At 49.3% G+C, this 22475-nt stretch carries 23 protein-coding genes; 5 read left to right on the top strand and 18 right to left on the bottom strand.

Annotated features, from left to right (window positions below):
* Window positions 1-188 precede the first annotated feature (188 nt).
* The 3 genes from Q0R17_RS20125 to astE form a co-directional block, all read right to left on the bottom strand.
* Entirely contained in the window at window positions 189-845 is a 657-nt protein-coding gene (locus Q0R17_RS20125) for a DUF885 family protein (RefSeq protein ID WP_374759887.1), read from the bottom strand.
* Window positions 802-1944: a DUF885 family protein gene (locus Q0R17_RS20120; RefSeq protein ID WP_374759886.1), complete on the bottom strand. Its 1143-nt coding sequence runs from the start codon at window positions 1942-1944 to the stop codon at window positions 802-804. Before Q0R17_RS20120 ends, Q0R17_RS20125 begins: the two co-directional genes overlap by 44 nt.
* A 158-nt stretch (window positions 1945-2102) precedes the next feature.
* Window positions 2103-3095, bottom strand: coding sequence for a succinylglutamate desuccinylase (gene astE, locus Q0R17_RS18920; protein WP_293937918.1), 993 nt, complete (start codon window positions 3093-3095; stop codon window positions 2103-2105).
* 384 nt (window positions 3096-3479) lie between these two features.
* Between astE and argJ the strand changes: the two genes are divergently transcribed.
* Window positions 3480-4709, top strand: a complete 1230-nt coding sequence (gene argJ / locus Q0R17_RS18915; RefSeq protein ID WP_293937916.1) for a bifunctional glutamate N-acetyltransferase/amino-acid acetyltransferase ArgJ — start codon at window positions 3480-3482, stop codon at window positions 4707-4709.
* Between the two features lie 220 nt (window positions 4710-4929).
* Here the strand turns inward: argJ and Q0R17_RS18910 are convergent, their stop codons facing one another.
* The 14 genes from Q0R17_RS18910 to Q0R17_RS18845 all read right to left on the bottom strand — a co-directional run bounded on the left by Q0R17_RS18910 (window position 4930) and on the right by Q0R17_RS18845 (window position 16865).
* Window positions 4930-5466, bottom strand: coding sequence for a type II secretion system protein (locus Q0R17_RS18910; protein WP_293937914.1), 537 nt, complete (start codon window positions 5464-5466; stop codon window positions 4930-4932).
* Window positions 5438-5809, bottom strand: coding sequence for a type II secretion system protein (locus Q0R17_RS18905; RefSeq protein ID WP_293937912.1), 372 nt, complete (start codon window positions 5807-5809; stop codon window positions 5438-5440). The genes Q0R17_RS18910 and Q0R17_RS18905 overlap by 29 nt, the downstream gene beginning before the upstream one ends.
* A 30-nt stretch (window positions 5810-5839) precedes the next feature.
* On the bottom strand, window positions 5840-6334 hold the full coding sequence (locus Q0R17_RS18900) for a type II secretion system protein (protein ID WP_293937910.1): 495 nt from the start codon (window positions 6332-6334) through the stop codon (window positions 5840-5842).
* 2 nt (window positions 6335-6336) lie between these two features.
* Window positions 6337-8313, bottom strand: a complete 1977-nt coding sequence (locus Q0R17_RS18895; RefSeq protein WP_293937908.1) for a secretin N-terminal domain-containing protein — start codon at window positions 8311-8313, stop codon at window positions 6337-6339.
* Between the two features lie 96 nt (window positions 8314-8409).
* Window positions 8410-8931 (bottom strand): hypothetical protein, encoded by a 522-nt coding sequence (locus tag Q0R17_RS18890; RefSeq protein ID WP_293937906.1) that lies wholly within the window; start codon window positions 8929-8931, stop codon window positions 8410-8412.
* A 172-nt stretch (window positions 8932-9103) separates the two neighbouring features.
* Window positions 9104-9670, bottom strand: a complete 567-nt coding sequence (locus Q0R17_RS18885; protein WP_293937904.1) for a hypothetical protein — start codon at window positions 9668-9670, stop codon at window positions 9104-9106.
* The gene (locus Q0R17_RS18880) at window positions 9652-10176 is read right to left on the bottom strand and encodes a hypothetical protein (protein WP_293937902.1); all 525 of its coding nucleotides are present in this window, start codon (window positions 10174-10176) and stop codon (window positions 9652-9654) included. Before Q0R17_RS18880 ends, Q0R17_RS18885 begins: the two co-directional genes overlap by 19 nt.
* Before the next feature lie 103 nt (window positions 10177-10279).
* Window positions 10280-11062: a hypothetical protein gene (locus Q0R17_RS18875; RefSeq protein ID WP_293937900.1), complete on the bottom strand. Its 783-nt coding sequence runs from the start codon at window positions 11060-11062 to the stop codon at window positions 10280-10282.
* A gap of 290 nt (window positions 11063-11352) precedes the next feature.
* Window positions 11353-13059, bottom strand: a complete 1707-nt coding sequence (locus Q0R17_RS18870; protein ID WP_293937898.1) for a GspE/PulE family protein — start codon at window positions 13057-13059, stop codon at window positions 11353-11355.
* The gene (locus Q0R17_RS18865) at window positions 13056-14228 is read right to left on the bottom strand and encodes a type II secretion system F family protein (RefSeq protein ID WP_293937896.1); all 1173 of its coding nucleotides are present in this window, start codon (window positions 14226-14228) and stop codon (window positions 13056-13058) included. Before Q0R17_RS18865 ends, Q0R17_RS18870 begins: the two co-directional genes overlap by 4 nt.
* Before the next feature lie 74 nt (window positions 14229-14302).
* On the bottom strand, window positions 14303-14719 hold the full coding sequence (gene gspG / locus Q0R17_RS18860) for a type II secretion system major pseudopilin GspG (protein ID WP_293937894.1): 417 nt from the start codon (window positions 14717-14719) through the stop codon (window positions 14303-14305).
* 278 nt (window positions 14720-14997) lie between these two features.
* Window positions 14998-15501 carry a YgjP-like metallopeptidase domain-containing protein gene (locus Q0R17_RS18855; RefSeq protein WP_293937892.1) on the bottom strand — a complete coding sequence of 168 codons (504 nt, stop codon included), beginning with the start codon at window positions 15499-15501 and terminating at the stop codon, window positions 14998-15000.
* Window positions 15502-15939: a hypothetical protein gene (locus Q0R17_RS18850; RefSeq protein WP_293937890.1), complete on the bottom strand. Its 438-nt coding sequence runs from the start codon at window positions 15937-15939 to the stop codon at window positions 15502-15504.
* The gene (locus Q0R17_RS18845) at window positions 15936-16865 is read right to left on the bottom strand and encodes a Nudix family hydrolase (RefSeq protein ID WP_293937888.1); all 930 of its coding nucleotides are present in this window, start codon (window positions 16863-16865) and stop codon (window positions 15936-15938) included. The genes Q0R17_RS18850 and Q0R17_RS18845 overlap by 4 nt, the downstream gene beginning before the upstream one ends.
* 262 nt (window positions 16866-17127) lie before the next feature.
* On the opposite strand from Q0R17_RS18845, the gene Q0R17_RS18840 reads away from it, so the two are divergent.
* Window positions 17128-18294 carry a PilT/PilU family type 4a pilus ATPase gene (locus tag Q0R17_RS18840; RefSeq protein WP_293937886.1) on the top strand — a complete coding sequence of 389 codons (1167 nt, stop codon included), beginning with the start codon at window positions 17128-17130 and terminating at the stop codon, window positions 18292-18294.
* Between the two features lie 57 nt (window positions 18295-18351).
* On the opposite strand, the gene xseA is transcribed toward Q0R17_RS18840, so the two are convergent.
* Window positions 18352-19707 (bottom strand): exodeoxyribonuclease VII large subunit, encoded by a 1356-nt coding sequence (gene xseA, locus Q0R17_RS18835; RefSeq protein WP_293937884.1) that lies wholly within the window; start codon window positions 19705-19707, stop codon window positions 18352-18354.
* 479 nt (window positions 19708-20186) lie between these two features.
* On the opposite strand from xseA, the gene Q0R17_RS18830 reads away from it, so the two are divergent.
* From Q0R17_RS18830 to lpxK, 3 genes are read left to right on the top strand one after another with little or no spacing between them, the layout of a single operon-like run.
* Window positions 20187-20795: a MotA/TolQ/ExbB proton channel family protein gene (locus Q0R17_RS18830; protein WP_293937882.1), complete on the top strand. Its 609-nt coding sequence runs from the start codon at window positions 20187-20189 to the stop codon at window positions 20793-20795.
* A 2-nt stretch (window positions 20796-20797) separates the two neighbouring features.
* Window positions 20798-21220: a biopolymer transporter ExbD gene (locus Q0R17_RS18825; protein ID WP_293937880.1), complete on the top strand. Its 423-nt coding sequence runs from the start codon at window positions 20798-20800 to the stop codon at window positions 21218-21220.
* A gap of 32 nt (window positions 21221-21252) precedes the next feature.
* On the top strand, window positions 21253-22230 hold the full coding sequence (gene lpxK, locus Q0R17_RS18820; protein ID WP_293937878.1) for a tetraacyldisaccharide 4'-kinase: 978 nt from the start codon (window positions 21253-21255) through the stop codon (window positions 22228-22230).
* Window positions 22231-22475 lie beyond the last annotated feature (245 nt).

Genomic DNA, 22475 nt, shown 5'->3' with positions numbered 1-22475 from the left:
GTGCAGTTTGTACAAATGGGGATGAGTGTTTTTGTTATTAACAAAAGTAGATGTTTTGTATGAGCTTGGGGTTGTTTTATAAGTGCAGATGATGATGAGGGGTGCAAGCGCTGCTCTTGCGCACCGGCTTTGGCGCGCAAGAGTATGCTTTACGCTCTATATATTGAGCTTTATTTGGCGATTACCCATTACAAGCGTGCAGGCACAAACTCCTGAATCACGGCCTCACGTAAAATACGCCCAGGAACTAGGCCTTGCGATAGCACAAAATCATTAAAGGCGCGGCGGTCGAATTTTTTACGGAGCGCGATTTCGGCGATTTGGCGTGTTTCCATTAGCTGCTGATAGCCGTAAAAGTAGGAAGTCGCTTGGCCTGGCGAGCGGAAGGTATAGCGTTGTACTTCTTGGGTGGCCATGGCTTCGGATAGGCCAACTTCTTCCATCAAAAAGGTTTTGGCTCCTTCCGCTGGCATCTGGCCTAAATTGACCATTGGGTCTAAAAAGGCGCGCGCGGTGCGCAGCATGCGGTGCTGTAAGGCAAACAACTGGCCGTCCATAGGTTCAAAAGGCTGCATCTCGGCTTCGGCATATAAGGCCCAGCCCTCCACATTGGTGCTATTAAAGGCAAACACAGCCCTTGCGGTGGAAACGCCTGTTTCTATCATTTTGGCAAATTGCAATTCATGCCCCGGCCTTGCTTCATGCGCGGTCAGCGTCCAAGTGCCCGCTTGATGGGTAAAATCATCAAAGTGCAGCGTTTTGCTGGAGGCACCCGCAGTTAGCCCCGTGGTTAATACAAATTCACCATATTCGCCGGTATTGCCAATTAAGCGTGGCGAGTTCATATGCGGCGCTGGCTAATCGAATCACGGCGTTACGATCTGGCAGCGTCACAATCTGCTGGTTTTTAATAATGGTTTCGATTTGCCTGAGGATATCGCTGTATTTGGCGATCACATTTTCTTTGGGAATTTGTGTTTTCTTTAATTCACGAATCACCGAGCGATAATCTGCATCTGCAAAATGATGCTCTTTTGCCACAATACCGGCACTAATGGTTATTTGATTACGAATTTCAGCAAAGGAGGTCAGTGCTTTGGAGATTAATTCTTCTGGCGGGATATCAACACCAAAATCGCGCAGATTATTGGCATAGACTTCAGCGGGTAATTTGTGATCATTGCGGGCCAGCGGCAATACTTCTTTTTTAATGAGGGCATTGTAAGCAATGAGTTGTTGCTCTAATATCGCCCAAGTTGTTTCCCAGCCCTTTATCTCACTTTTAGCCAGCATTTCTTTGATGCCCGCTAGATAAACTGGCCCATCGCTTAAAGCCTGCTCAATATCGCCTTTAAAAGGCCCAATGAGCTGTGGGTTGGCTTTTAAGCGCTCGTGCATACGGTCTGCGGCTAAATCTGTGATCGGTTTAAAGTCTTTAAGCAGGCCCGCATATTTATTTAAGCGCACCAGTAAAGTCTGCTGACGTGATTTGGATACCCGTGGGTCTAAGGTTTGTTGGACAACATTAAAAATTAAGCTGCTTACATCAATAAAGGGCAGAAAGTATTTGCGGTCTAAATTTTCTTTACGTAAATGATCTTCGGCACTGCTGATTAATATTTGCAAGTCTTGCTTGTTTTTATGATTTGTTTCTTGATTTAAGCGCTGGTTTAATTGCCCGATAATGTTGCGGGTATCTGTTGTTTTGCTATTAAACCAATCTTGGGATAAATCAGTAATTTGCTCGTCTAAACCGTCTACACCTAAATTGCCAGCGTTTTCCGGTGAGTATTTGCTCATTAATTGCAGTAGCAATTTGGCATCGTTATTACTTTGCTTAATCCACGTTTGATCGGCAGCTTGGGCAGAAAATGAATGGATTAAAAGGGCGCAGATCAGACTGATTTGTGCAAGCTTGCCAGGGCGGGGTAATGATTTTTGCATGATTGATACTCACTTTGGGTTGAAAGTCAGTTTTGTGTCAGTATGTCAGTGGAGTATCAATGGTTTTATGCGGTGGGTCAATTGCGGGAAGCTGGCTTGGCGATTCTTGGCATTGTAAATGGGTGTGCAAGAGCGCTACTTGCACACCTTAAGCATTTTTAGTTGTTTACTTCCACCACCATCAGCCCCGCTCTAACCCCTGGCTTTACTTTTGGGTTAGGGAATACGATGCGTTCCTCGCTGTGGCTGACGATGTATTCATAGCCTTGGTCGGTGGCGATCCGCGTGCCCTTAGGGTAAGCGGTGAAGTTGGCTACGTCGCTGGGTAGATTAAGCACAAAGTCTTCGCTGTGCTTTTCTAATTGCGCTACGACTTTAAAGGTTTTGTAGGGTTGGGCAGCCGTGGTGGGCTCGGTGCCTGCCACCATGGCGCGCATGAGGGCGTTGATGCCGGCAAATTCGGCTAACTGGTTTTGCCCAAAGGGCTGTACTTTGCCCAGTTCTAAAGTCACCGATTCTGCACTGTGGTGCTGGCTGGAGTGATAAGCAAATGTACCCGCTGGGGCGTGATTAATCAGCAGCGCGCCTAAATCACAACGCTCTAGCAGACTCAGTAAATAGGCATCGTAAGGGCGGCCTTGGTAAGGCAGCAAGCCAAAGCGGCTAAAGCTGGAGGGGCGAATTGCGGTGTGTAGGTCGAGGTGATATTTCTTGCCACTTGCAGCATCAAAAAACTGCGCCATCGCCTCTTCGATATGGGCGGCTCGTTGTGCTTCTGGGCTATCTGGCAGTTTTTGGTGGCGATGATCAAAGAGGCGGTTCAGATCATCTTGCAGATAGCGGCAGTTTTGGCGCATGGCCGCAACATTGCCCAGCAACATCAGCAAGCGCACTGCTAGTGGTTGCTCGCCAGTGGCGATATCTTGGACTAGCGTGTTGAGTAGCTCGATAGGCGCGGTTTCATTGCCGTGTATGCCCGCAGAGAGCACTAAGCTTTGATCACTGCCGTGCTGCGGTACAAATTCTAAAATGCCATCCCCTAAATAGTGCCAATGCACCCCATTGGTAAGCTGGCCTTTTACGATATCAATGGGATGATGGCTCAGGGTAAAGCTTAAAAAATCGGCAAGAACAGGGTGAGTATGCGGCATTTGGAATCCTATTTATAAAGCCCAAATTAAATGGTAACCCCAAAACTTGAATGAAGTAAAAATATACTACTGTTTAGTTTGTGAACAATATATTAAATAGCGGATGCGATGCACAAGGATTATTAACTCGCGAACAATACTTGAATACACGAGAAATAAGCACGGCCTATGCGTGATGGATTTGTATGTGCTTAATGAAATTGATTAAGCCAACCCATTTTTTCTCTGTGATATTCCGCGTTCTTGAGTGATTCAATATTTGGTTTTTTGTTGTGTAACACGGGTCATGGGCTGTTTTTTCGGCCATTTGCAGCTGGTGGCTAAAGCCAGTGAGGCGAGTGTGCTTTACAATCATGCTTTTTGCTTTATTTGGAGATTTAAGACATGCCCGTTAATCTGCCCACGCTTGATCCTAGCCAGCTTTATCCTGTTGCCGGAGTGGCGCTTGGTATCGCCTCGGCAGGCGTTAAAACGGTTGGCCGAAAAGATGTGTTGGTCATGCGATTAGCCAAGGGCAGCCGCGCTGCTGGGGTGTTTACGCTGAATAAATTTTGCGCCGCACCAGTGCGTATTTGCCGCAGCCATTTAGCGGAAGGCGGCGAGATCCGTGCATTGGTGGTGAATACCGGTAACGCCAATGCGGGCACGGGGCTAGATGGGTTTGAGCGCGCCAAAGAAATCTGTTTTGCGCTGGCTGAGCGTTTGGATATTAACCCTGCCCAAGTACTGCCTTTTTCGACTGGGGTGATTTTAGAGCCCTTACCCGCAGGCAAAATTATTGCGGCGCTGGATGCGGCGATTGGCGATCTAAAACCTAGCAATTGGTTTGAAGCTGCCAACGCGATTATGACTACCGATGTTGCCCCTAAAGCTGCGAGCAAAAAAATTGTATTAGATGGCAAAACGGTCACCCTAACCGGCATTAGCAAGGGGGCGGGGATGATCCACCCGAATATGGCGACCATGCTGGGCTATTTGGCGACGGATGCTGTGGTATCGCAAAACATGCTGCAAGAGCTGGTGGCATGGTCAGCAGATCGCTCGTTTAACTCGATCACGGTGGATGGTGACACCAGCACTAACGATAGCTTTATCCTGATCGCCACCGGCCAAGCGGGTAATACAGAAATCACCGATAGCACGAGCGCCGATTTTGCCACGCTGCGCGATGCGGTGTTAGACATCAGCCAAACGCTGGCCAAGGCGATTATTCGTGATGGCGAAGGCGCCACCAAATTTATCACCATCAATGTAGAAGGCGGTATTGATCGCGCCGAGTGCAAAGCCGTTGGCTATGCAATTGGCAGATCGCCCTTGGTTAAAACGGCTTTCTTTGCCTCAGACCCAAATTTGGGCCGCATTCTGTGCGCGATTGGTTATTCAGAAGTACCCAATTTAGACGTAGATACCTTAGAAGTGTGGTTGGATGACGTGCTGGTTGCCAAAGACGGTGGCCGCTATGTGGGATATAAGGAAGAAGACGGCCAACGCGTGCTTAAGCAATCAGAAATCAGCATCACGGTAAAACTAAATCGTGGCACTGAGGCCGCAACGATTTGGACCTGCGATTTTTCTTATGATTACGTAAAAATCAATGCGGATTATCGTAGCTGATTGATTGCATGGCCGGGGTAAGCTGAGCTTGCCCCGCTAAAGTCACAAATCATCTCCGTGATCTGTGAAATGGCGCTAAACCTAGGGCCTCAGAGATAATGAGAGCACAAAGGGCACAGAGAAATCCTCAAAACAAGGTTTAGCCACCTTTGTGGAACCCCGTGTTCTCTTTGGATCAACATTTTGGTTTTTACTGCCTAAGCTCTGCTACAAATTGGGACTACTTTTTCAGTGCTTTGCCATTAGGCCAATGGGCAAATTTCCAGTCTTGATAGCTGTTTTGGTCGGCAAAACCAGCAAAATCGCTAGGGAAGAGTCGCTGTTTAAGGGGTTTGCCTTGGGCCTTGCTATACACCCCCATAAAACCGCCGCCGGGAGCGGAGATATACTGCCAATCCTCGCCGGTAAGGGGGTCTTTATACGCTTTGCGGATAAAACGGCGCGGGGTGGGGCTGCGGGGGTCGAGTACCAGCTCTTCTAATGATTTAGGGTATTGCATGCCTTGCATCATATTTTGTTCGGTATAAAGCTTAATCCCTCGGCGGATTTCCGCGCCTACACGTAGTAGCTCTGCTTCTTTGGCCCGCTGGGCGCGGTTTTGCCAAGCCTCACCCACTTGCGCTAAGTAGACTCCCATAATCAGTACCGCCATTAGGGCCCAAGCGTAAGCAAAGCCAGCCTCTTGCTTGCTGCCAAGCTGAGGCCTTGCTGCGCCCTTGGGCTGCGCTTTACCAGCTATTGTAAGCGGAGCCATCATTGCCGTTTCCCTCTGCACCACTTTTTACGTCATACACGCCGCTGGCGTTTGTTGGGGCGACCACCTGCCAACTATCATTTTTGCTGGTGATTGGGTCCATAGGCATTTCGCGCAGGTATTTCTGGCTAACTAACTCTGCAATATCGCTGGGGTAGCGGCCAGAATCGGCATAAAACTTATCGATTGCATCCCGCATGGCAACTAAATTATGTTTGAGTACCGTTTCATTGGCGCGCTCGGTTTGATGAAAATAGCGCGGCACCACCAGTGTGAGCAGGCTGGCCATAATGGCGAGCACAACGAGTAGCTCGATCAGGGTGAAACCAGATACTGTTTTTTTCATAAATAGCCTTCTTGGCTTGAGCCAATATATTTACCACTTTTTATACGCCACGCCATTTAAGCCTATGCCACTGCTTAGCGAGTAAACGTCAAACACATCTCGGCCTGATTGTGGTGAATCGGGCGGGCTGGTGTAGCTGCGTAGCCCCCAGGTTTTTTCATCGTTGCTGCTTGGGCAGTCACAAAAGGGGTCTCGGGGCAGGCGGCGCAGAAAGTAAATCATTTTGCCATTTGGGTCTTTGGCGTCTTTTACGCCTTCGGTTAATACCGCTAGATTAGGAGGATAGCCCGATTCATCGAGCGACTTTTTGATCTGCCCATCGTCTGCGGCTTGTTTGTAGGCATCAAGCCCGCTGCGAATTTGCCAAAGCGCGCGGCGCAGGTCTTCTTCTCTTTGGCGAGTGGCCGTAATTTGCGAGAGTGGCATGGCTACGGTGGCTAAAACCGCCAAAATAGTCAGCGTAACCATCAGCTCTATCAAGGTAAAACCCTGATTAAACCTGCGGCGGCGGGCGCTTGCTAACATATTTAACGGCGTCCCATACCGTTGCCGCGTGAAGGCAGCGGGGTGGGCTCAGGTGCGGGCGGCGTGGATTTAGGCACAAATTCCTCGCTTTGCTGTGCGGGCACTGGAGCTGGGGCCGGCTCCGGTGCAGGTGCAGGCTGTGCTATCACCATCTGTGGTGCTGGCATCATGATGCTGCCGCTGGAATTACTATTGATTTTAATTGTAGAGCTGGTGCGCAGGCGCAGCGGGCTGATGCTGATTGCGCCTTCGGTGCCGCTATCAAAGGTGGTGATATGCGGTGATGGAAGCGCCAAATTGCGCACCACACGCGGGGTAATCAGCAGGATGAGTTCGGTTTTGGCGTTATCGTCTTTTTTATTCCCAAAGAGGCGATCAAGGACAGGTAGCTCGCCAAGGCCAGGCAGAGCATTGCCGGTGGATTGATCTGTGCGGGATAATAATCCAGCCAGTACCTGTGTTTCGCCATCCCTAGCGCTCATATTGGTGGTGGCATTGCGCGTGCCTACTTTATAAGCAATTAAGCCGTTGCGGGTGGTAACGCTGCCGGTAACATTAGATACCTCTAGCGATACTTTAACGCTGATATCGTTATCGTTGGATAGCACAGGCTCAACATTTAGCGTTAGCCCCACATCAAGGTAAGTGATGGATTCTGAGGTGGTGCCGTTGTTATTGGTGGTGGTTACAACCGGCACGCGTTCACCAATCTGTACCTTGGCTTTCTCACGGTTTTTAACACGAATTTTGGGGTTGGCCAGAATATTGGTCGTGCCCTTATTGTGGGTAAAGTTGGCGCTGATCATAGGATTGCCAAGATTCACTAACACATCGCTTTTATTGAGATTACTTAGCTTATCCAAACTAATTTGCCCTGCTGCGGGTGTTCCGCTGACAGGAAATGGCGAAATGCTGTTCACTGGGGCCAAAGATGCGGAAATTGTATCTGGGTATTGAATCCCCATATTGAGCAGATCGGTGCTGCTAACTTCTAAGATTTCTACATCTAATACAATCTCTGATTGTGGCAAATCTTGGGCTGCAATGAGCCGTTCGGCCACAGCGATAGCTTCGGGCGTATCCCGCATTATCAACATGGATAAGCGCTCGTCGATATACACATCTTTGGTTTTAACCATTTGTTTAATCATGGCCAATACCTGCTTTGGATCGGCATTGGATAAATAAAAGGTGCGCATCACCAAATCTTTGTAATCGCGGTCTTTATCTGGGCGCTTTGGGTAAATGAGGATAGTGTTTTCATTTAATACTTTTTTATCTAATTGATTGGTGGTCAAAATTAAATTGATCACGTCTTCAACGCTGCTATCGTGCGCATAAATGGTGGTACGCAAATTGGGCGCAACATCGCGGTCAAAAATAAAATTTACTTTACCTATGCGCGAAATAATATCGAATACGCTGCTAATGCTTTGGTCTTTAAATTGCAAAGAAATCGGGTTTTTTAAAGACTGAGCAAGGCCTGGGCGCAGCGTTGCTTCGCGGGTTTTACGGCTTTCTACCTCATCGCGTAGCCTAAGTGCCTGCGGATTTCTAGGGTTGTCATTTAAGATTTGCGCGAGTACATCGAGCGCCTCGTCAGGCTTGCTTTCTTTGATTTCCCGAGCATATTTCAGCATGGAATCTTGCCGCGCCGCGATCTCGGTTAGCTTAAGCCCTTCTTGCGCACGGTAATTGCCTTTATCGTGCGAGAGCATTTGTTGATAGCGATTGGTGGCCAGCTCAATATCGCCACGGGCGCGGGCGCTGTCGGCTTCTTTTAGCAAAATACTGAGCGTATTGTCTAGCTGCCGTTGATAGCTGGTACGCAGCTTAATATCGTCAGGATAAAGCTTAGATTTTTCTTTTAAAAATTGTAACCCTTGCTCTACTTCGCCTTCGTAGATTAATGATTCACCCTGCTTGCGGGCCATGTCGGCGGCACAGCCTGTCAGCAGGCTGGCCGCGATAAGAGTCATGCTAAATGCGCGCTTCAAGGTGTAGCTCCCAAAGACAAAACCTGCTGTGTGCAGCAGAGAAATTATAAGTAATTGAACACCGGCTAAATACGCGCTTCAAGGCGTTGCTCCAAGAGGGAGCACCTGCTGCTGATTCAGTGGCAGGAAAGTAAACACAATTTGCTGGCGAGTCACCTGATCAACGCGCCAAGTGCCCAATAAAGTTTCACCTTTTTGCACCCGCCCAAGCGCATTGCAGCTTTGGCAAACCACTATCTGCTGGCCATTAGCCTCTAGCACCACATAATCGGTGCTGCCTTCATGCCAAGTAGAAACCACTTGAAAGGGCAAAGGCGGCGCGATGGGGGGAGGCGTCGGTGTGGGCTTAGGCGTTGGTGTGGGTTTAGGGGGCGGCGGTGGTGGCGGCTGCCAAGTTTGCACTGGGAATAAATTCACCGCCACGCTACTGGCGGATGACGCCACCGCCTTTGCTACGGCGGATGCCTGAGCTGCACTGGCGGTTGCAGCACGCTGCTGGCGGCGCTCGTGGCTTTCTTCTGGCTGGCTATCTTGCCATGCCACGTAAATAGTGAGCAGGGCGGTGATGGCAACAATAATTTGTAAAGGGCGCGAAATCATCAGCAGCGTCCTTCTTGCACTTGTAGGCTGGGCAAGTTGCCCACGCGGTGCATGGGTTCTGGCCATTGTGGTGCATCTGCGTGAGCAAGGTAAACCGCTTTGCCCAACTTACAGCTTGCAGCGAAGAGCGATGTTTTTTGCCCAAGCGGTATTATGGCTGGCGAGTGCAATATCATTGCTGCACCTCGCTTAGATAAGACATTTGCACCTGCAGGCTGAGCATGGCTTCGCCAATTTGCTGACGGGTGAGGCTGAGGTTTTCTATTTTTACCCCTGGCATTTTCTCCAGCTCGGCAATAAATTGCTGTACGTCTGGGTAAGCCCCGTTGGCAGGAAACTGCAGGCTGTAGCGCAGCAGCTCGCCATTGATTTCAGGCGTGGCTTTGTAATCGCTTTGCTGCAGCACAATATGTTTTTGCTCCGCCAGCGCATTAAGCTTGAGTAAAAACGCGGTAAATTCGCTGGATTTGGGGAGCCGCGTAGCTACGCTGCTGGCTTGGGACGCGTTTGATGCCGTTGCACTGGCTATTTTCAGCTTACGCGCTGCCTCGCTCAGCGTGCTTTCGCGCAGGGTTAAGTCTTTTTGTAGCGGCTTAAGCTTTTGCAGATATAAAGCAATGGCAAAGAGCATTAAAACCAGCCCTGCTATCGCTAGAATCCCCGCGTATTGCCGCCACTGGCGCAGATACCAGTGGCCATGTTGTAAGAGTCGCTGCATATTCACTGACGCGGCTCCCATGTGATATCTAGATTAACCTGTACCGGACGAAACGGATCGCTGACCCGCATATTGTGTCTGGATAAAGACACAGCCTTCACTCCCTTGGTACTGCCCAAGCTGTCTACCAGTGCTAAAGCATCGGCCAGTGTTTTGGCTTCCAAATCTAGCTTAACAAGATGCTCGGCGCTGGCTAGCTCGATACGGATGTAAGCCACGCTCGGCAGCCAAGTTTGCTCCAGCACTGCTAATACTGGGCCAATAGCCTGTTGCTGTGCCTGTTGTGCAGCCTGCACTTTGGCATTGGTTGGCGCTTCTTTTTGTTCCTTATTGCGGGCTTCGTCGATACGGCGGCGATTCCAGCTGATTTCATCTTCTTGGCTATCTAGCTGCTGACGCATTTGTTCAGCAATATCCAGCCGAGTCATCACCCATAGCAGAGTAATCACTGCGGCCACTACAATTGCTAGCCCCAACCAAGGTGTTGAGCTGGGGCGCTTATGAAAATCAAGTTGTACGGGCTTCATGTGGCAGCCCCTTCGGTAGATCGTTGATGCACCGCATCAAGGTTGGCCGCCGCTACAATCGAGAGTGAGCTTGGGCGTGTATAAAAATAGAGTTGTACGGGTTTCATGCGGCAACCCCTTCGGTAAATAAGGGGTGGACTGCGCCAAGGTAGGCCACCTCACAGCCCGGCAGGCCGAGTTTAGCCAGCGAATGCGCTGATGAGCTGATGTAGATTTGTTTGGGGAGCGACACTTGTGCCAGCATGGCCGCTTGGCGCAGCAGCGCCGCCATGCCACCATTGTGCAGCGCATCACTGCCCTGATTGATCGGCAGGTTGATGACACCTTGCCATGCCTTATCTTGCCAAAAAGCGCAGCACAGGCTGTCGTTTTCTGTCACCACTAAGGCAAATTCAGCAGCAAGAAACTGACGGCGATATTGCGCGATCACGCTGCTTAATAAGGGCTGCACGCTTTGTAGGCGGGTTTTATTGCTTTTGGCTAGCTCAAGCACGATCTGGTAAATAGATTCATCCATCGCACAGGCAAGGCGGCGCTGGCCAAAGCCTGCGGGGTTGATGCACACCCGCCAGCCATCGGCATTGCTGCCAAATTGTTGTGCAATAATAAGCCGAGCGTAAGCCTGCCAGTCGTTAGGCTGATACAAGCCATCCTGCCAAGGCAGCACGCCATAGCGCACCCAGTCGCCGCTGAGCAGCACATTGAGCGTGCTAACGCTGCTTGCGGGGCGGGCAGTCAGTAGCTGCTGCAAACTCAGTGCAGCAGACTGACTATCAATCGCTTGTGATAGCCATTGTTTGTCGGCTTTTTGTAAGCGGGGTTGACTGGCCAGAGTCAGCTTATTCCCTGCCAGCCAAACGCTATGCTCAATCCATAAAGGGGACACGATTTACTTCCTGCAAATTGCCTGATCTGCCATTTATAAAAAAATCTGTGGGCATAGCGATAAAAAAGCGTATAGGTAGAACGGCTTTTTAGGGTGAGCAAAGGCGGTTTATCTTGCCCACGCAGATTTGCTGCAATGCCATAAACAAAGACACCACGTGGGCAAACAAACCTTGTCCACCCTACAGCTGCATCAGCCTTTGTAAAAAAAATCTATGCAACATATTCTGTTTTTCTCTGTGAAACGCTGTGTTTTCTGTGGCTCAAGCTGTGGGGTTTAATGCATAACACTTAATCTACAAACGTCACGCGGTTAATTTCTTGCAAAGTGGTTTCGCCGCTGGCCACTACGCTCATTGCTTGCCGGCGCATGGATAAAAACCCAAAGCGGGCGGCCAGTTGTTTGAGTTCTACTGCGGGTGCGCGGCTGGCGATGGCTTGTTTTAATTCGTCGTTCAGCCTTAAAACCTCGGCAATCGCCTTACGTCCTTGGTAGCCGGTATTGCGGCAGGCCTTACAACCCACCCCTTTACGAAATGTCCATGTGCTGACCATTTCCCTGCTTAATCCTGAAGCGGCTAATAGCTCATCATCGGGCGTATCGTCCACTACGCAGTGCAGGCATACTTTTCGAATCAAGCGTTGTGCCACTACGCCAATTAACGCGTCCACAAAGCTATTGGGCTCTACACCCATATGGATAAAGCGATCGAGCACCGAAAACACATTGTTGGCGTGCACCGAGGTCAGCACTAAGTGGCCAGTTAGCGCCGCCTGCACCGCGATATTGGCGGTTTCGCCGTCGCGAATCTCACCCACCAAGATCTTATCTGGGTCATGCCGCAGTACCGAGCGCAGGCCACGGGCAAAGCTCAGGCCTTTTTTATCATTCACGGGAATTTGTAAAACGCCTGGTAGCTGATACTCCACCGGGTCTTCAATGGTGATGATTTTTTCTTCACCGGTATTTATTTCAGAAAGTGTGGCGTAAAGCGTGGTCGATTTACCTGAACCGGTAGGCCCAGTGACCAGCAGCAGGCCGTAAGGCTCACGCGCTAGGCTGCGGATTCGCCCCATGGTGCCCTCGTCAAAGCCCAGCACGTCCAGCCTTAGCTGCTTAAATGCATCGCCGCTTTGTTGCTTATCTAGTACCCGCAGCACCGCATCTTCGCCATAAATAGACGGCATGATGGACACGCGAAAATCGACTTCACGGCCATTAATCCGCGCCTTAAAACGGCCATCTTGTGGCACGCGCCGCTCAGAAATATCCAGATCGGCCAGCACTTTAATCCGTGAGATCACCTGCTCGGCGTTTTCTAGGCCATTGGCCCCGCCAATATGCAGCAACACGCCGTCGATACGATATTTAATCGTCAGCCCGTTGGGGGTGCTTTCCATATGAATATCAGAAGCTTTGGCTTTGAGCGCGTCGTAAAGTGTGGAGTTAACCAGCTTTACAACGGGTTTATTGTCGCTGGCTAAGCTTGCCAGTGAGATTTCAACAATCCCATCTTGGCTGACTTCGCTCTGCTCGTCTGCTCCAAGCTGATCCATGGCGCGGTGTGAGGTTTCAAACTGTTCTAAGTAAGTACGTAGCGCCTGATGATGGGCAAATGCCGTTTGATAGCTGACAGAGATTCTTTGGCGCAGTGCATTGCGCAATGCCATATCAAACGGATCACCCAGCACCAGCCACAGGCCGTCGTTGCCTTCTAATAACAAACTCTGCTTGGTCACTGCATCGCCGTAAGGCAGTAAGTCGTAACGTGGGCTGAGCGCACTCATGGCGTCATCACTTAAAAAAGGCAGGCCCAGAAAGTGGCTGAGCTGCTCACCGTAATCTGCATCGCTTAGATCAAGTAGCTGCTGTAAGTGGGCACCCAGGCTGCTTTGGCTGGCATCGCTGCGCAGAGTTTGGATCAGCTCTAGGCTGAGTTTAGGTAAAGAGGCGGTGTTTTCTGCTGCAAAAGCAGGCGTGTATTGGGCATCGGTCATTGCATATTTCCAGCAAGCTCAAAAATCGGCATATACAGCAGAAACACGATTCCGCCGATCAGTACCCCAATAATTAGCATCAGAATCGGTTCAAAAAGCCGAGTAAACATATCGATGGCGCGTTCTAGTTCTTCATCACAAAACTGCGCGCTACGCTCGCACATGGTGGCTAATTCTCCGCTTTGCTCACCCACCCGTAGTAAGCGCTCTGATACGGGGGTAGTTAGCTGATAGCGGGGTAGGGCTTGGGAAAGTGCTTGGCCAGATTTCACATCGACTAGGGCTTGCTGTAAGCCTAGTTGCATTTTTAGCGGCAATAATTGCGCTGCCAGCTCCATGGCGTGTACCACCGAAATCCCACCGGCCAGCAGCAGGCCCACTGTGCGATAAAAGCGGGTCAGCGAAAATAAACGTCGGTACTGCTCTAAACGTGGCAAGCGCCAAAAGGCTTCTCGTAGCACACTTTTTGCCGCATCAGTACGTAGTAAAAACACTGCCAGCAGTACACTTAACACCATGCTGGCAAACATCATTAAGCCGTGCTGGTGCACCAGATCGCCCCACCACAGCATTAATTGTGCGGCAAAGGGCAAGTTTTTCATGGAGGCGTAGATCTGACTGAATTTTGGAATCACATAAAACAGCAAAAACAGCAAAATGCCGCCGCCAATACCAATCACCACTAAGGGGTAAATCACCGCCGCAATCACTTTCTTTTTAACCGCGGCGAGCCGAGATTCGTAATGATGATAGCGGCCCAGCGCATCGGCTAGGTGGCCGGTTTTTTCGGCTGAGCTAACGGTAGCAATATATAAAGGCGGAAAATGCTGGTTCATTTGCGCCAAAACTTTAGATAACGGTAAGCCCTGATAAAGCCCTTCTATCATGCGGCTTAATACATCGCCATTGGTGTCTTGCGCGCTTTTTTCTTTGAGGGTTTCAACCGCTTCTACCAGAGTTAGGCCCGCTTGCAAGAGTGCAATTAACTCTTGGGTAAATAGCGATAGGCCGAATTCTTTGCGTGACATAGCAAACTGCTTGAGTGGCTTTGCAGACAATAACTGCAGGCCTTCTGCCGTCAGCTTGTCTTTGAGCTCGCTTTCATTAGCAGCATCCATTTCAAGCTGTAATAGCTTGCCTGCCTGCAAGGCTTTAACGGTGTAGCGCATGGGGGCTTTTTGTCATGTAGGGCGGGTGAAACCCGCCGTTTTAAGCGGATGGGTAGCTAGTTTTTTTTGACAGTTTAATAACTGACATCTGTATCTTCACCCGTACCACCGGCCTTGCCATCTGCGCCATAGCTCAGTAAGTCATAGTCACGGCCATTTTCACCTGGTTTGCTGTAAACGTAAGGCCTGTCCCAAGGATCTGCCGGTACGTCTTTCATCAGATATGGGCCTTGCCATTTTGCTTCGTCAGCCGGTTTTTTGGTCAGTACATTGAGTCCCTGCTCAGTGCTAGGGTAGTGGCCGGTATCAAGGCGGTAATGATCCAGCGCATCAGCGATCGATTTCATCTGGCTTGCCGCAGTCTTGGTCTTAGCTTTGCCCACTTCGCCAAACAGCTTGGGGCCAACGTAACCTGCAAGTAGGGCAATAATCAGCAAAACAACCAGTAATTCCAGCAGCGTGAAACCGCTGGAGAGGCGATGATTTTTCATTTTTTGGTCTCTTCCCGTGAAGGCTAGCAGGAGCTGCCTTTCATCTTCTGTTCCCGCATCCTAATACGCGGCTTCTGACTGGATCAAGCCTTTTTCGCGGCTTTTGCATAGATGGAAAAATACCTAGCTTAGGATGGGGGGCTTGAATGAGGGAAGCTAGGGTAAAAATGACTAAAGAGGAAGTAGGAATGGCAGCATTTAGCGGGATTTTATACATTTAATGCGGCGCTAAAATAGCCACCTTGGCAAGCAGGATTGCAAAGGTGGCTGAAAACTAATCAGAATAATTTTCCATATCGATCAATTTGCGTTAGATACAAGCGTAAATCAAATTCCAGCTGATGATATTGCGGCTCCATATGCTCGCATAATTTATAAAACGCTTTGTCGTGCTCTTTTTCTTTTAAATGGGAAAGCTCGTGCACGACGATCATTTTTAAAAAATCGATGGGCACTTCTTTAAACATGGAAGCAATGCGGATTTCATGCTTGGTTTTAAGCTTGCTGCCTTGCACGCGGGATATGGTGGTGTGCAGGCCTAGTGCATGGTTAATCACATGAATCTTGCTATCAAAAGCAATTTTGCTGATTGGATCGGTTTTGCGCAAATAATCGTTTTTGATATCTAGTACATAGTCATATAAAGCTTTGTCGGTTTTAATATCGTGCGCGGCTGGGTATTTTTTTAAAATCACTTCGGCGAGCTGATTACTATCTAATAGTTGCTGTACCTTGGCTTGAATGGCGGCGGGGTAGGCGGCTAAGTATTTGAGTTTATTCATTTATATTTTTTCAGAAACAGTGCTGATATCAATACGATGGCCATCTATTTCTAATTTTAATAGCCAGTCTTGTCGTTTGTTGGTGCAAATAGGCAGGGCTGTTTGAGCATGCCAATGTTGCTGATCGTTTGATAGTAAGCGATAGCGGTTGGGGCCCATTTCCATGCCTTGCATTTGCCAACTAGCGTGTATTTTCTTGGCTTTGCCTTCTACTTGTAATTGCACTGGTTTATTCGCATTAAGCGGTGTTTGGCTATTAACTTTGTAGTTTTGCTCTTCAAAATTAAAGATGCAGCCCTCACTAAATACAGGGCAATTAAGCCGTGCTTCTGGCTCATTATCAGGCGTAAACCAGCCAAATTTATTGCCAAGTACCGCTAAGATCAAGGCCAACACAATCACATGCCCGACGATGATTTTAATAATCCAAGTTTTCATACCCAAGCTGCACGCATGATCGCTATGCCGTGTGCACCGTGTTCTTGCGCTAAGGCGATATCGTCTTTGCTCATTCCACCTAAGGCATACACCGGCAAGGGCCAGCCCTGTGCCAGTAACGCGCTAAAATTAGCCCAGCCTAATGCGCTTTGATCGGGATGAGAAGGCGTGTCACACACATGGCCGAGCAGTGCGTAATCAAGGCCAAGTTGGCTAGCGGCAGCAAGCTCAGCGGCATTGTGGGTGGAAGCGCCTACCCAATCTAAGAGCGGGCGTTGCTGGAGTGCCAGCAGGCTGCGGGCGGGCAGATGCACGCCGTCGGCATTGAGCTGGGTGGCTAAATCAATAGCATCGTGCAGCAAAACGCGGGTGTGTTGGCCGCGTGCAATAGCCAGTACTCGCTCGGCTAGGCCGCGATATTGGTCTTGATTAAGCTGTGGCTCGCGCAAAATAAGCCAACTAGGCTTGTTTTGCTTAAGGCGAGCTAAAAAGGCTGCTTCGCCGAGTTCAGCCACATTGGATAGCGTCATCACCTCGGGTAGGGCTAGGCCGCGCAAGATAGGGCCATTGGCGGGCAAGATGGGTGAAACATTCAGCTTACCTGGCTGCTGCCAAGCGAATTCTTGCCCCTCATGCGCGGTGATTTCGCCTTGCCATGCCGTTACTCTAAAAAACGATAGCCGCACACTGGCGTGCGGGTAATCAAAGGTTTGCACGATCCATGGCGTGGCCGCGGTGACTTCAATACCCATCTCTTCGACTAATTCGCGTTTTAATGCCGTGATCTCGCTCTCGCCACTTTCTAGCTTGCCACCTGGGAACTCCCAATAGCCCGCGTAGGGCTTACCTATGGGGCGGCTGCCAAGCAAAAAAGAGCCATCGGCGCGCAGTAAAATACCGGCTGCAACATGAGTGATTTTGCGCATAAATCTTTGAATTCACAGAAGAGGCTGGCATTTTACCGTATTTGCGAGCGGGCGGCGTGCTACGTGAATACTAGGGCTTGGGGCCACGCCTGCCTGATACGCCTAATCTTGATGCAAATTAGAATTTTATTATTTAGCAATTTTTGGCATAAAAACACGTATATCATATCGGCGCTTTATCTGATCAATTGCAATATCGGGAAGAATCTGGCTAAGAATACTCCTAATCTGGCAGGGCTTCTCCGTGTAAAGGGTTTTAATAATGACGCCAGAACAAGCCAATAAAACGATCAATGATTTGCTGCGTATGATGCTGCAGCATAAGGCGTCTGATTTATTTATTGCCGATGATTTTCCGCCTGCAATGAAAATTAATGGCAAGCTCACACCAGTGGGTAATCAAAAGCTCAATGGAGTGATTAGTAAGGCATTGGCGTATTCGGTGATGCGGGCTGATCAGCAGCAAGAATTTGAGCGCGAATATGAATGCAATTTTGCGATTAATCCAGAAGGCATCGGCCGCTTTCGGGTTAATGTGTTTATGCAGCAAGAAAAAGTCGGCATGGTGCTGCGGGTTATTACCAGCAAGATCCCCGATTTTGATGAGTTAAAACTCCCCCCTATTTTAAAAGATGTGGTGCTGGCCAAGCGCGGCTTGGTGCTCTTGGTGGGCGGAACAGGATCGGGTAAATCAACCACGATGGCGGCCATGATTGATTACCGTAATCAAAACACCCACGGTCATATCATCACTATTGAAGACCCGATTGAATACGTGCATAAAAGTAAAAATTGCTTGGTGACGCATCGCGAAGTAGGGCGCGATACTAAGCATTGGTTTGCAGCGCTTAAAAATACTTTAAGGCAAGCGCCCGATGTGATTTTAATTGGTGAAATTCGTGATCGCGATACCATGGAATACGCTTTGTCTTTTGCTGAAACAGGCCATTTATGCATGGGTACTTTGCATGCCAATAGTGCGAATCAGGCTTTGGAGCGCATTGTTAATTTCTTCCCCGAAGAGCGCCATCCGCAAATTTATATGGATTTATCCTTAAATATGCGCGGGATGGTTTCTCAGCGCTTAATTCCTACTCATGACGGAAAAGGGCGTGTGGCTGCGATTGAAGTTTTGCTTAATTCACCGCTGGTTGCAGATATGATTTTTAAAGGGGATGTGGGCGGGGTTAAAACCGCCATGCTCAAATCAGAAGAGCTGGGGATGCAAACCTTTGATTCTGCGCTCTTTCATTTATACGAAGATGGGCGAATTAGCTTAGAAGAAGCGCTTAAAAATGCTGATTCAATTAATGAATTGCGTTTGCGGGTTAAATTAAAAAGCAAAGACAGTAAAAGCGTGGGCCATGATGAATTAGGCCATTTAAGCTTGGTGGCCGAAGCCGAGCCAGAGGAAGACGAAGCAGCATAGCTATCTAGGTGTGGATTGAAATCCTATAGGGGCACGGCATGCCGTGCCCTTTTTACTTTACAAGCCCAGCGTCCCCTGCAAGCCTAAGTCTTTATTTACCCTGACCTCTACAGCGCTATCGGCAAATTGCACGGATAGGGCTTCGCCGTGTTGAAGTGTCGCGCCAAGCCGAACCAGCTGCCCATCTGGCCGGCTGACTAGGGCATAGCCACGCGCTAAGACGGCTTGCGGGTTCCATGGCTCTAAGCGGGCGGCGAGCATAGATAAACTTTGCCGCCGCTGCAAAAGCGTGCGTGGTAGTGCGCTGGCTAGCCTTTGTTTTAGTGAGGCAAGCCTATCTTGCTGGCGCATTGTGCTGGGCTTGAGGTGGTTTAAGCGCAGCGCCGATTGCGTCAGGCGATAATAATTTTTTTCTAGCGCACGCTTAGGGGCTAAATGCAGGCGGCGGCTTAGCTCCAAAATATATGCTTGTTGCTGGGCTAAACGGGTTCCGGGGTGTTGTAAACGCCTTGCAATGGCGTCTAAGCCCTGCATTTTGCTTTGTAGCTGCCGCTCTACTGCGCGGTGCATGCGGCTACGCTGGCGATCAAGGCGAGCTAGCCATTCATCGCGATTGGGGCTAACTAGCTCTGCCGCTGCTGTGGGGGTTGCTGCCCGCACATCGGCAACAAAATCGGCAATGCTAAAGTCGGTTTCATGGCCAACGCCACTCACCAGTGGAATGGTGCAGGCGGCAATGGCCCGTGCTACTACTTCTTCATTAAACGACCATAAATCTTCTAGGCTACCGCCACCTCGGCACACAATCAGTACATCTACTTCTTGGCGTTGATTGGCTTTTTGGATAGCACTGGCAATCTGTGCTGCGGCATCGATACCCTGCACCGGAGTGGGATAAAGAATGATAGGCAAGCTGGGCATGCGGCGTTGCAAGGCGGCAATGACATCTGCGAGTGCGGCAGCGGCGGGGGAGGTGACGATGCCGATAGCGCGTGGAAAAACAGGTAGGGTTTTTTTACGCTCTGGTGCAAATAAACCCTCTAATTCTAATTTTTGTTTGAGTCTTTCATAGGCGGCAAATAAAGCGCCTAAGCCAGCGGGGCGTAGGGCCTCGATAGTGAGCTGAAAATCACCGCGTGCTTCATACAAGGAAACCAGTGCGCGTGCTTCAACTTGCATTCCTTCACGAGGCTGAAAATCAATTAATGTAGCCCGATTGCGAAACATCACGCATCTTACTTGGGCCTTTGCATCTTTTAAGCTGAAGTAACAGTGGCCTGAATCGTAACGTTTAAAGTTTGAAATTTCACCGGCCACCCACAACAAAGGAAAACTACTTTCTAGCAGTGATTTGGCGCGGCTGTTGAGTTCCGCCACGGTTAAAATGACGCCGTTTGTACTTGACAAATTCATGACAATCTCGATTTGGCTCTGTTTAATCCACAAAATGGCGCAAACTAACGATTTGCGTATGACTATGAGTGTTGTAGTAGAGAATTAAGCTTTAACTTGTTGATTTATATGTGTATTAATAAATCATTATGTAGAATGTGTAGTCGCACATTTTATTGGCTACACGCTATTTAATGCTTTTTTTATATATTGTGCACAAAGTTATCCACAGTGCTATTGACAATAAAAAAAGCATGGCAGATCACAGACTTAGCCATGCTTTATTTCAAATGGGCTCAGAATAAAGCCGCTGGATAAACTGGATTTCTGCATATTTTGTGATTTTAAAACCAGTTAAAATAAGCATTTTATCGCTCTAAATATAGAGCGGCGTTTTAGGCGGAGCACACTTTGGTGTTTTTGTTAGTGCACAGCGCTTCCCCCCGCCCCTTAATCCCGTTAAAGTTACGCGCTTCTAATCGTGCCTCAGGATTAAACACATGCTTGCTATTATTGAAGCGGCCGGTTGGCCGATTTGGCTAATTATCGCCGCTTCTGTTGCCACTGTAACCATCATCATTGAACGTTTTCTATCTTTACGCCGTAGCCAAATTTTGCCTGAGGGTTTGTTGGCTCGCGCAGTACAAGATTATCGCGGTCAGGGCGTGAATGCCGAAATGCTGGGTAAATTATCTGCTAGCAGCCCATTGGGCCGTGTTTTAGCGGCTGGCCTTAAGAATGTTCGCAGCTCTCGCGAAATTATGAAAGAGTCTATTGAAGAAGCGGGCAGTGTGATTGCTCACGATCTAGAGCGCTACCTGCCAATGCTGGGTACGCTGGCTGCAGTCACGCCACTATTAGGCTTGTTTGGTACCGTGATCGGGATGATCGAAATTTTTGGCTCGCAATCACCCACCGGTGCTGCTAACCCTGCCGCGCTAGCGCATGGGATTTCTGTGGCGTTATACAACACCGCATTCGGGATTATGGTGGCTGTGCCTGCGCTGATGTTCTATCGTTTTTTCCGCGGCAAGGTGGATGGCTTTCTGGTGGAAATGGAGCAGCAGGCCGTTAAGTTGGTGGAAGTTGTTCACGGCGAACGGAATTAATTATGAATTTTCGTAAAGGGCGTAATCGTGAAGAGCCAGAAATTAACTTTGTACCGTTGATTGACGTGCTCTTGGTGATTTTGATTTTTCTGATGGCAACCACAACTTATTCCAAGTTTGCGGAGCTAAAAATCACCTTGCCTACGGCAGATGCAGAAAAATCACCGGATAAACAGCCGCAGTCTATCAATGTGGCGATTTCAGCCAATGGCCAATACAGCGTCAATGGCAATGCGGCCACCTTTAGTACGGCCGATGATTTTGCCCTGCTATTACGCCGTGCTGCGGGGGCTACGGCAGACCCGATGATTATCATTAATGCTGATGCACAAAGCGCTCACCAAACCGTTGTTAACGTGATGGAAGCCGCACGCATTGCGGGCTATGGCAAGTTGACCTTTGCTACGCAGACGAATGCAAAGTAAGTGGTTTATTGCAATTCAAGTGAGGCGGGCCGATGCTGCTTGATCGTATCTGGTACACGCCTCACCATCCCCTCTCTTACCTATTGCGCCCGCTCTCAATTTTGTTTGCGGGGCTAGGGGCTGGGCGTCGCGCTTTGTTTGCCTTGGGGTTAAAGCAAAGCGTGCGCTTGCCAGTGCCAGTGATTGTGGTTGGCAATATTACGGTAGGTGGCACCGGTAAAACACCACTGACTATTTATCTAGCCCAGAGCTTGCTGGCTCAGGGGTTTTTTCCTGGCATTATTTCGCGTGGCTATGGTGGCAAGACGCTTGTCCCGCTTGCTGTGACTGAAGAGAGCGATCCCGCTCAAAGCGGCGATGAGCCTATTTTATTAGCCAGAGCCACTGGTGTGCCAGTTTATGTTTTTGCTGATCGTGCTGCCGCAGGCGCGGCCCTTTTGGCCGCACATCCAGGTGTGAATGTTTTGCTCTGTGATGATGGCTTACAGCATTATCGGCTGCAGCGCGATTTAGAGCTTTGTGTGGTTGATGGTGCACGTGGCTTTGGTAATGGGGCATTGCTTCCTGCCGGGCCTTTGCGTGAGCCCGTGTTGCGGCTAAACACGGTGGATGCGGTGGTGGTGAATGGCTTTGAGCGGCTATCGGAGCAGGGTGAATGCTTTCAGATGTCCTTATTGCCTGCAGAGTTTTATTCTTTAACCGGCGTGGCGCGGCAATCATGGCAGGGAAAACGTCTTGCTGCCGTATGTGGAATCGGCAATCCGCAGCGCTTTTTTAATACTTTAACAGCGCTGGGCTTAGAATTTACCGAGTACGCTTTTGCCGATCATCATCAATTTAGCCCCCAAGACTTACCTGATGCCGACATTATTCTGGTTACAGAAAAAGATGCAGTGAAGCTAGCAGGCCTCTCTGATGTTAGAATCTGGGTTTTGCCGGTAAGCGCAAGCTTAACGCCTGACTTGGCTAGCTGGCTAGGTCACAAAATGAGTTTACTCAGTACGCGGTAATTGCAAATTTCATAGCCTTTCCTGATTATGTCTCTTGCCCAATGGACTCTGTGTAGATGGATTTATTGAGTGCTTGGTTTTGGAGTTTGTAGGGCGGGTGAAACCCGCGAGCAATGCTGAATAAGCCCGCGGGTTTCACCCGCCCTACAAACTCCAAAACCAAGCACTCAATAAATCCATCTACACAGAGTCCATTGGGCAAGAGACATAATCAGGAAAGGCTATGAAATTTGCAATTACCGCGT

It is taken from the genome of Iodobacter sp. (assembly GCF_025352645.1).
Classification (GTDB): Bacteria; Pseudomonadota; Gammaproteobacteria; order Burkholderiales; family Chitinibacteraceae; genus Iodobacter.
This window is presented reverse-complemented; position numbering and strand designations above follow the sequence as displayed.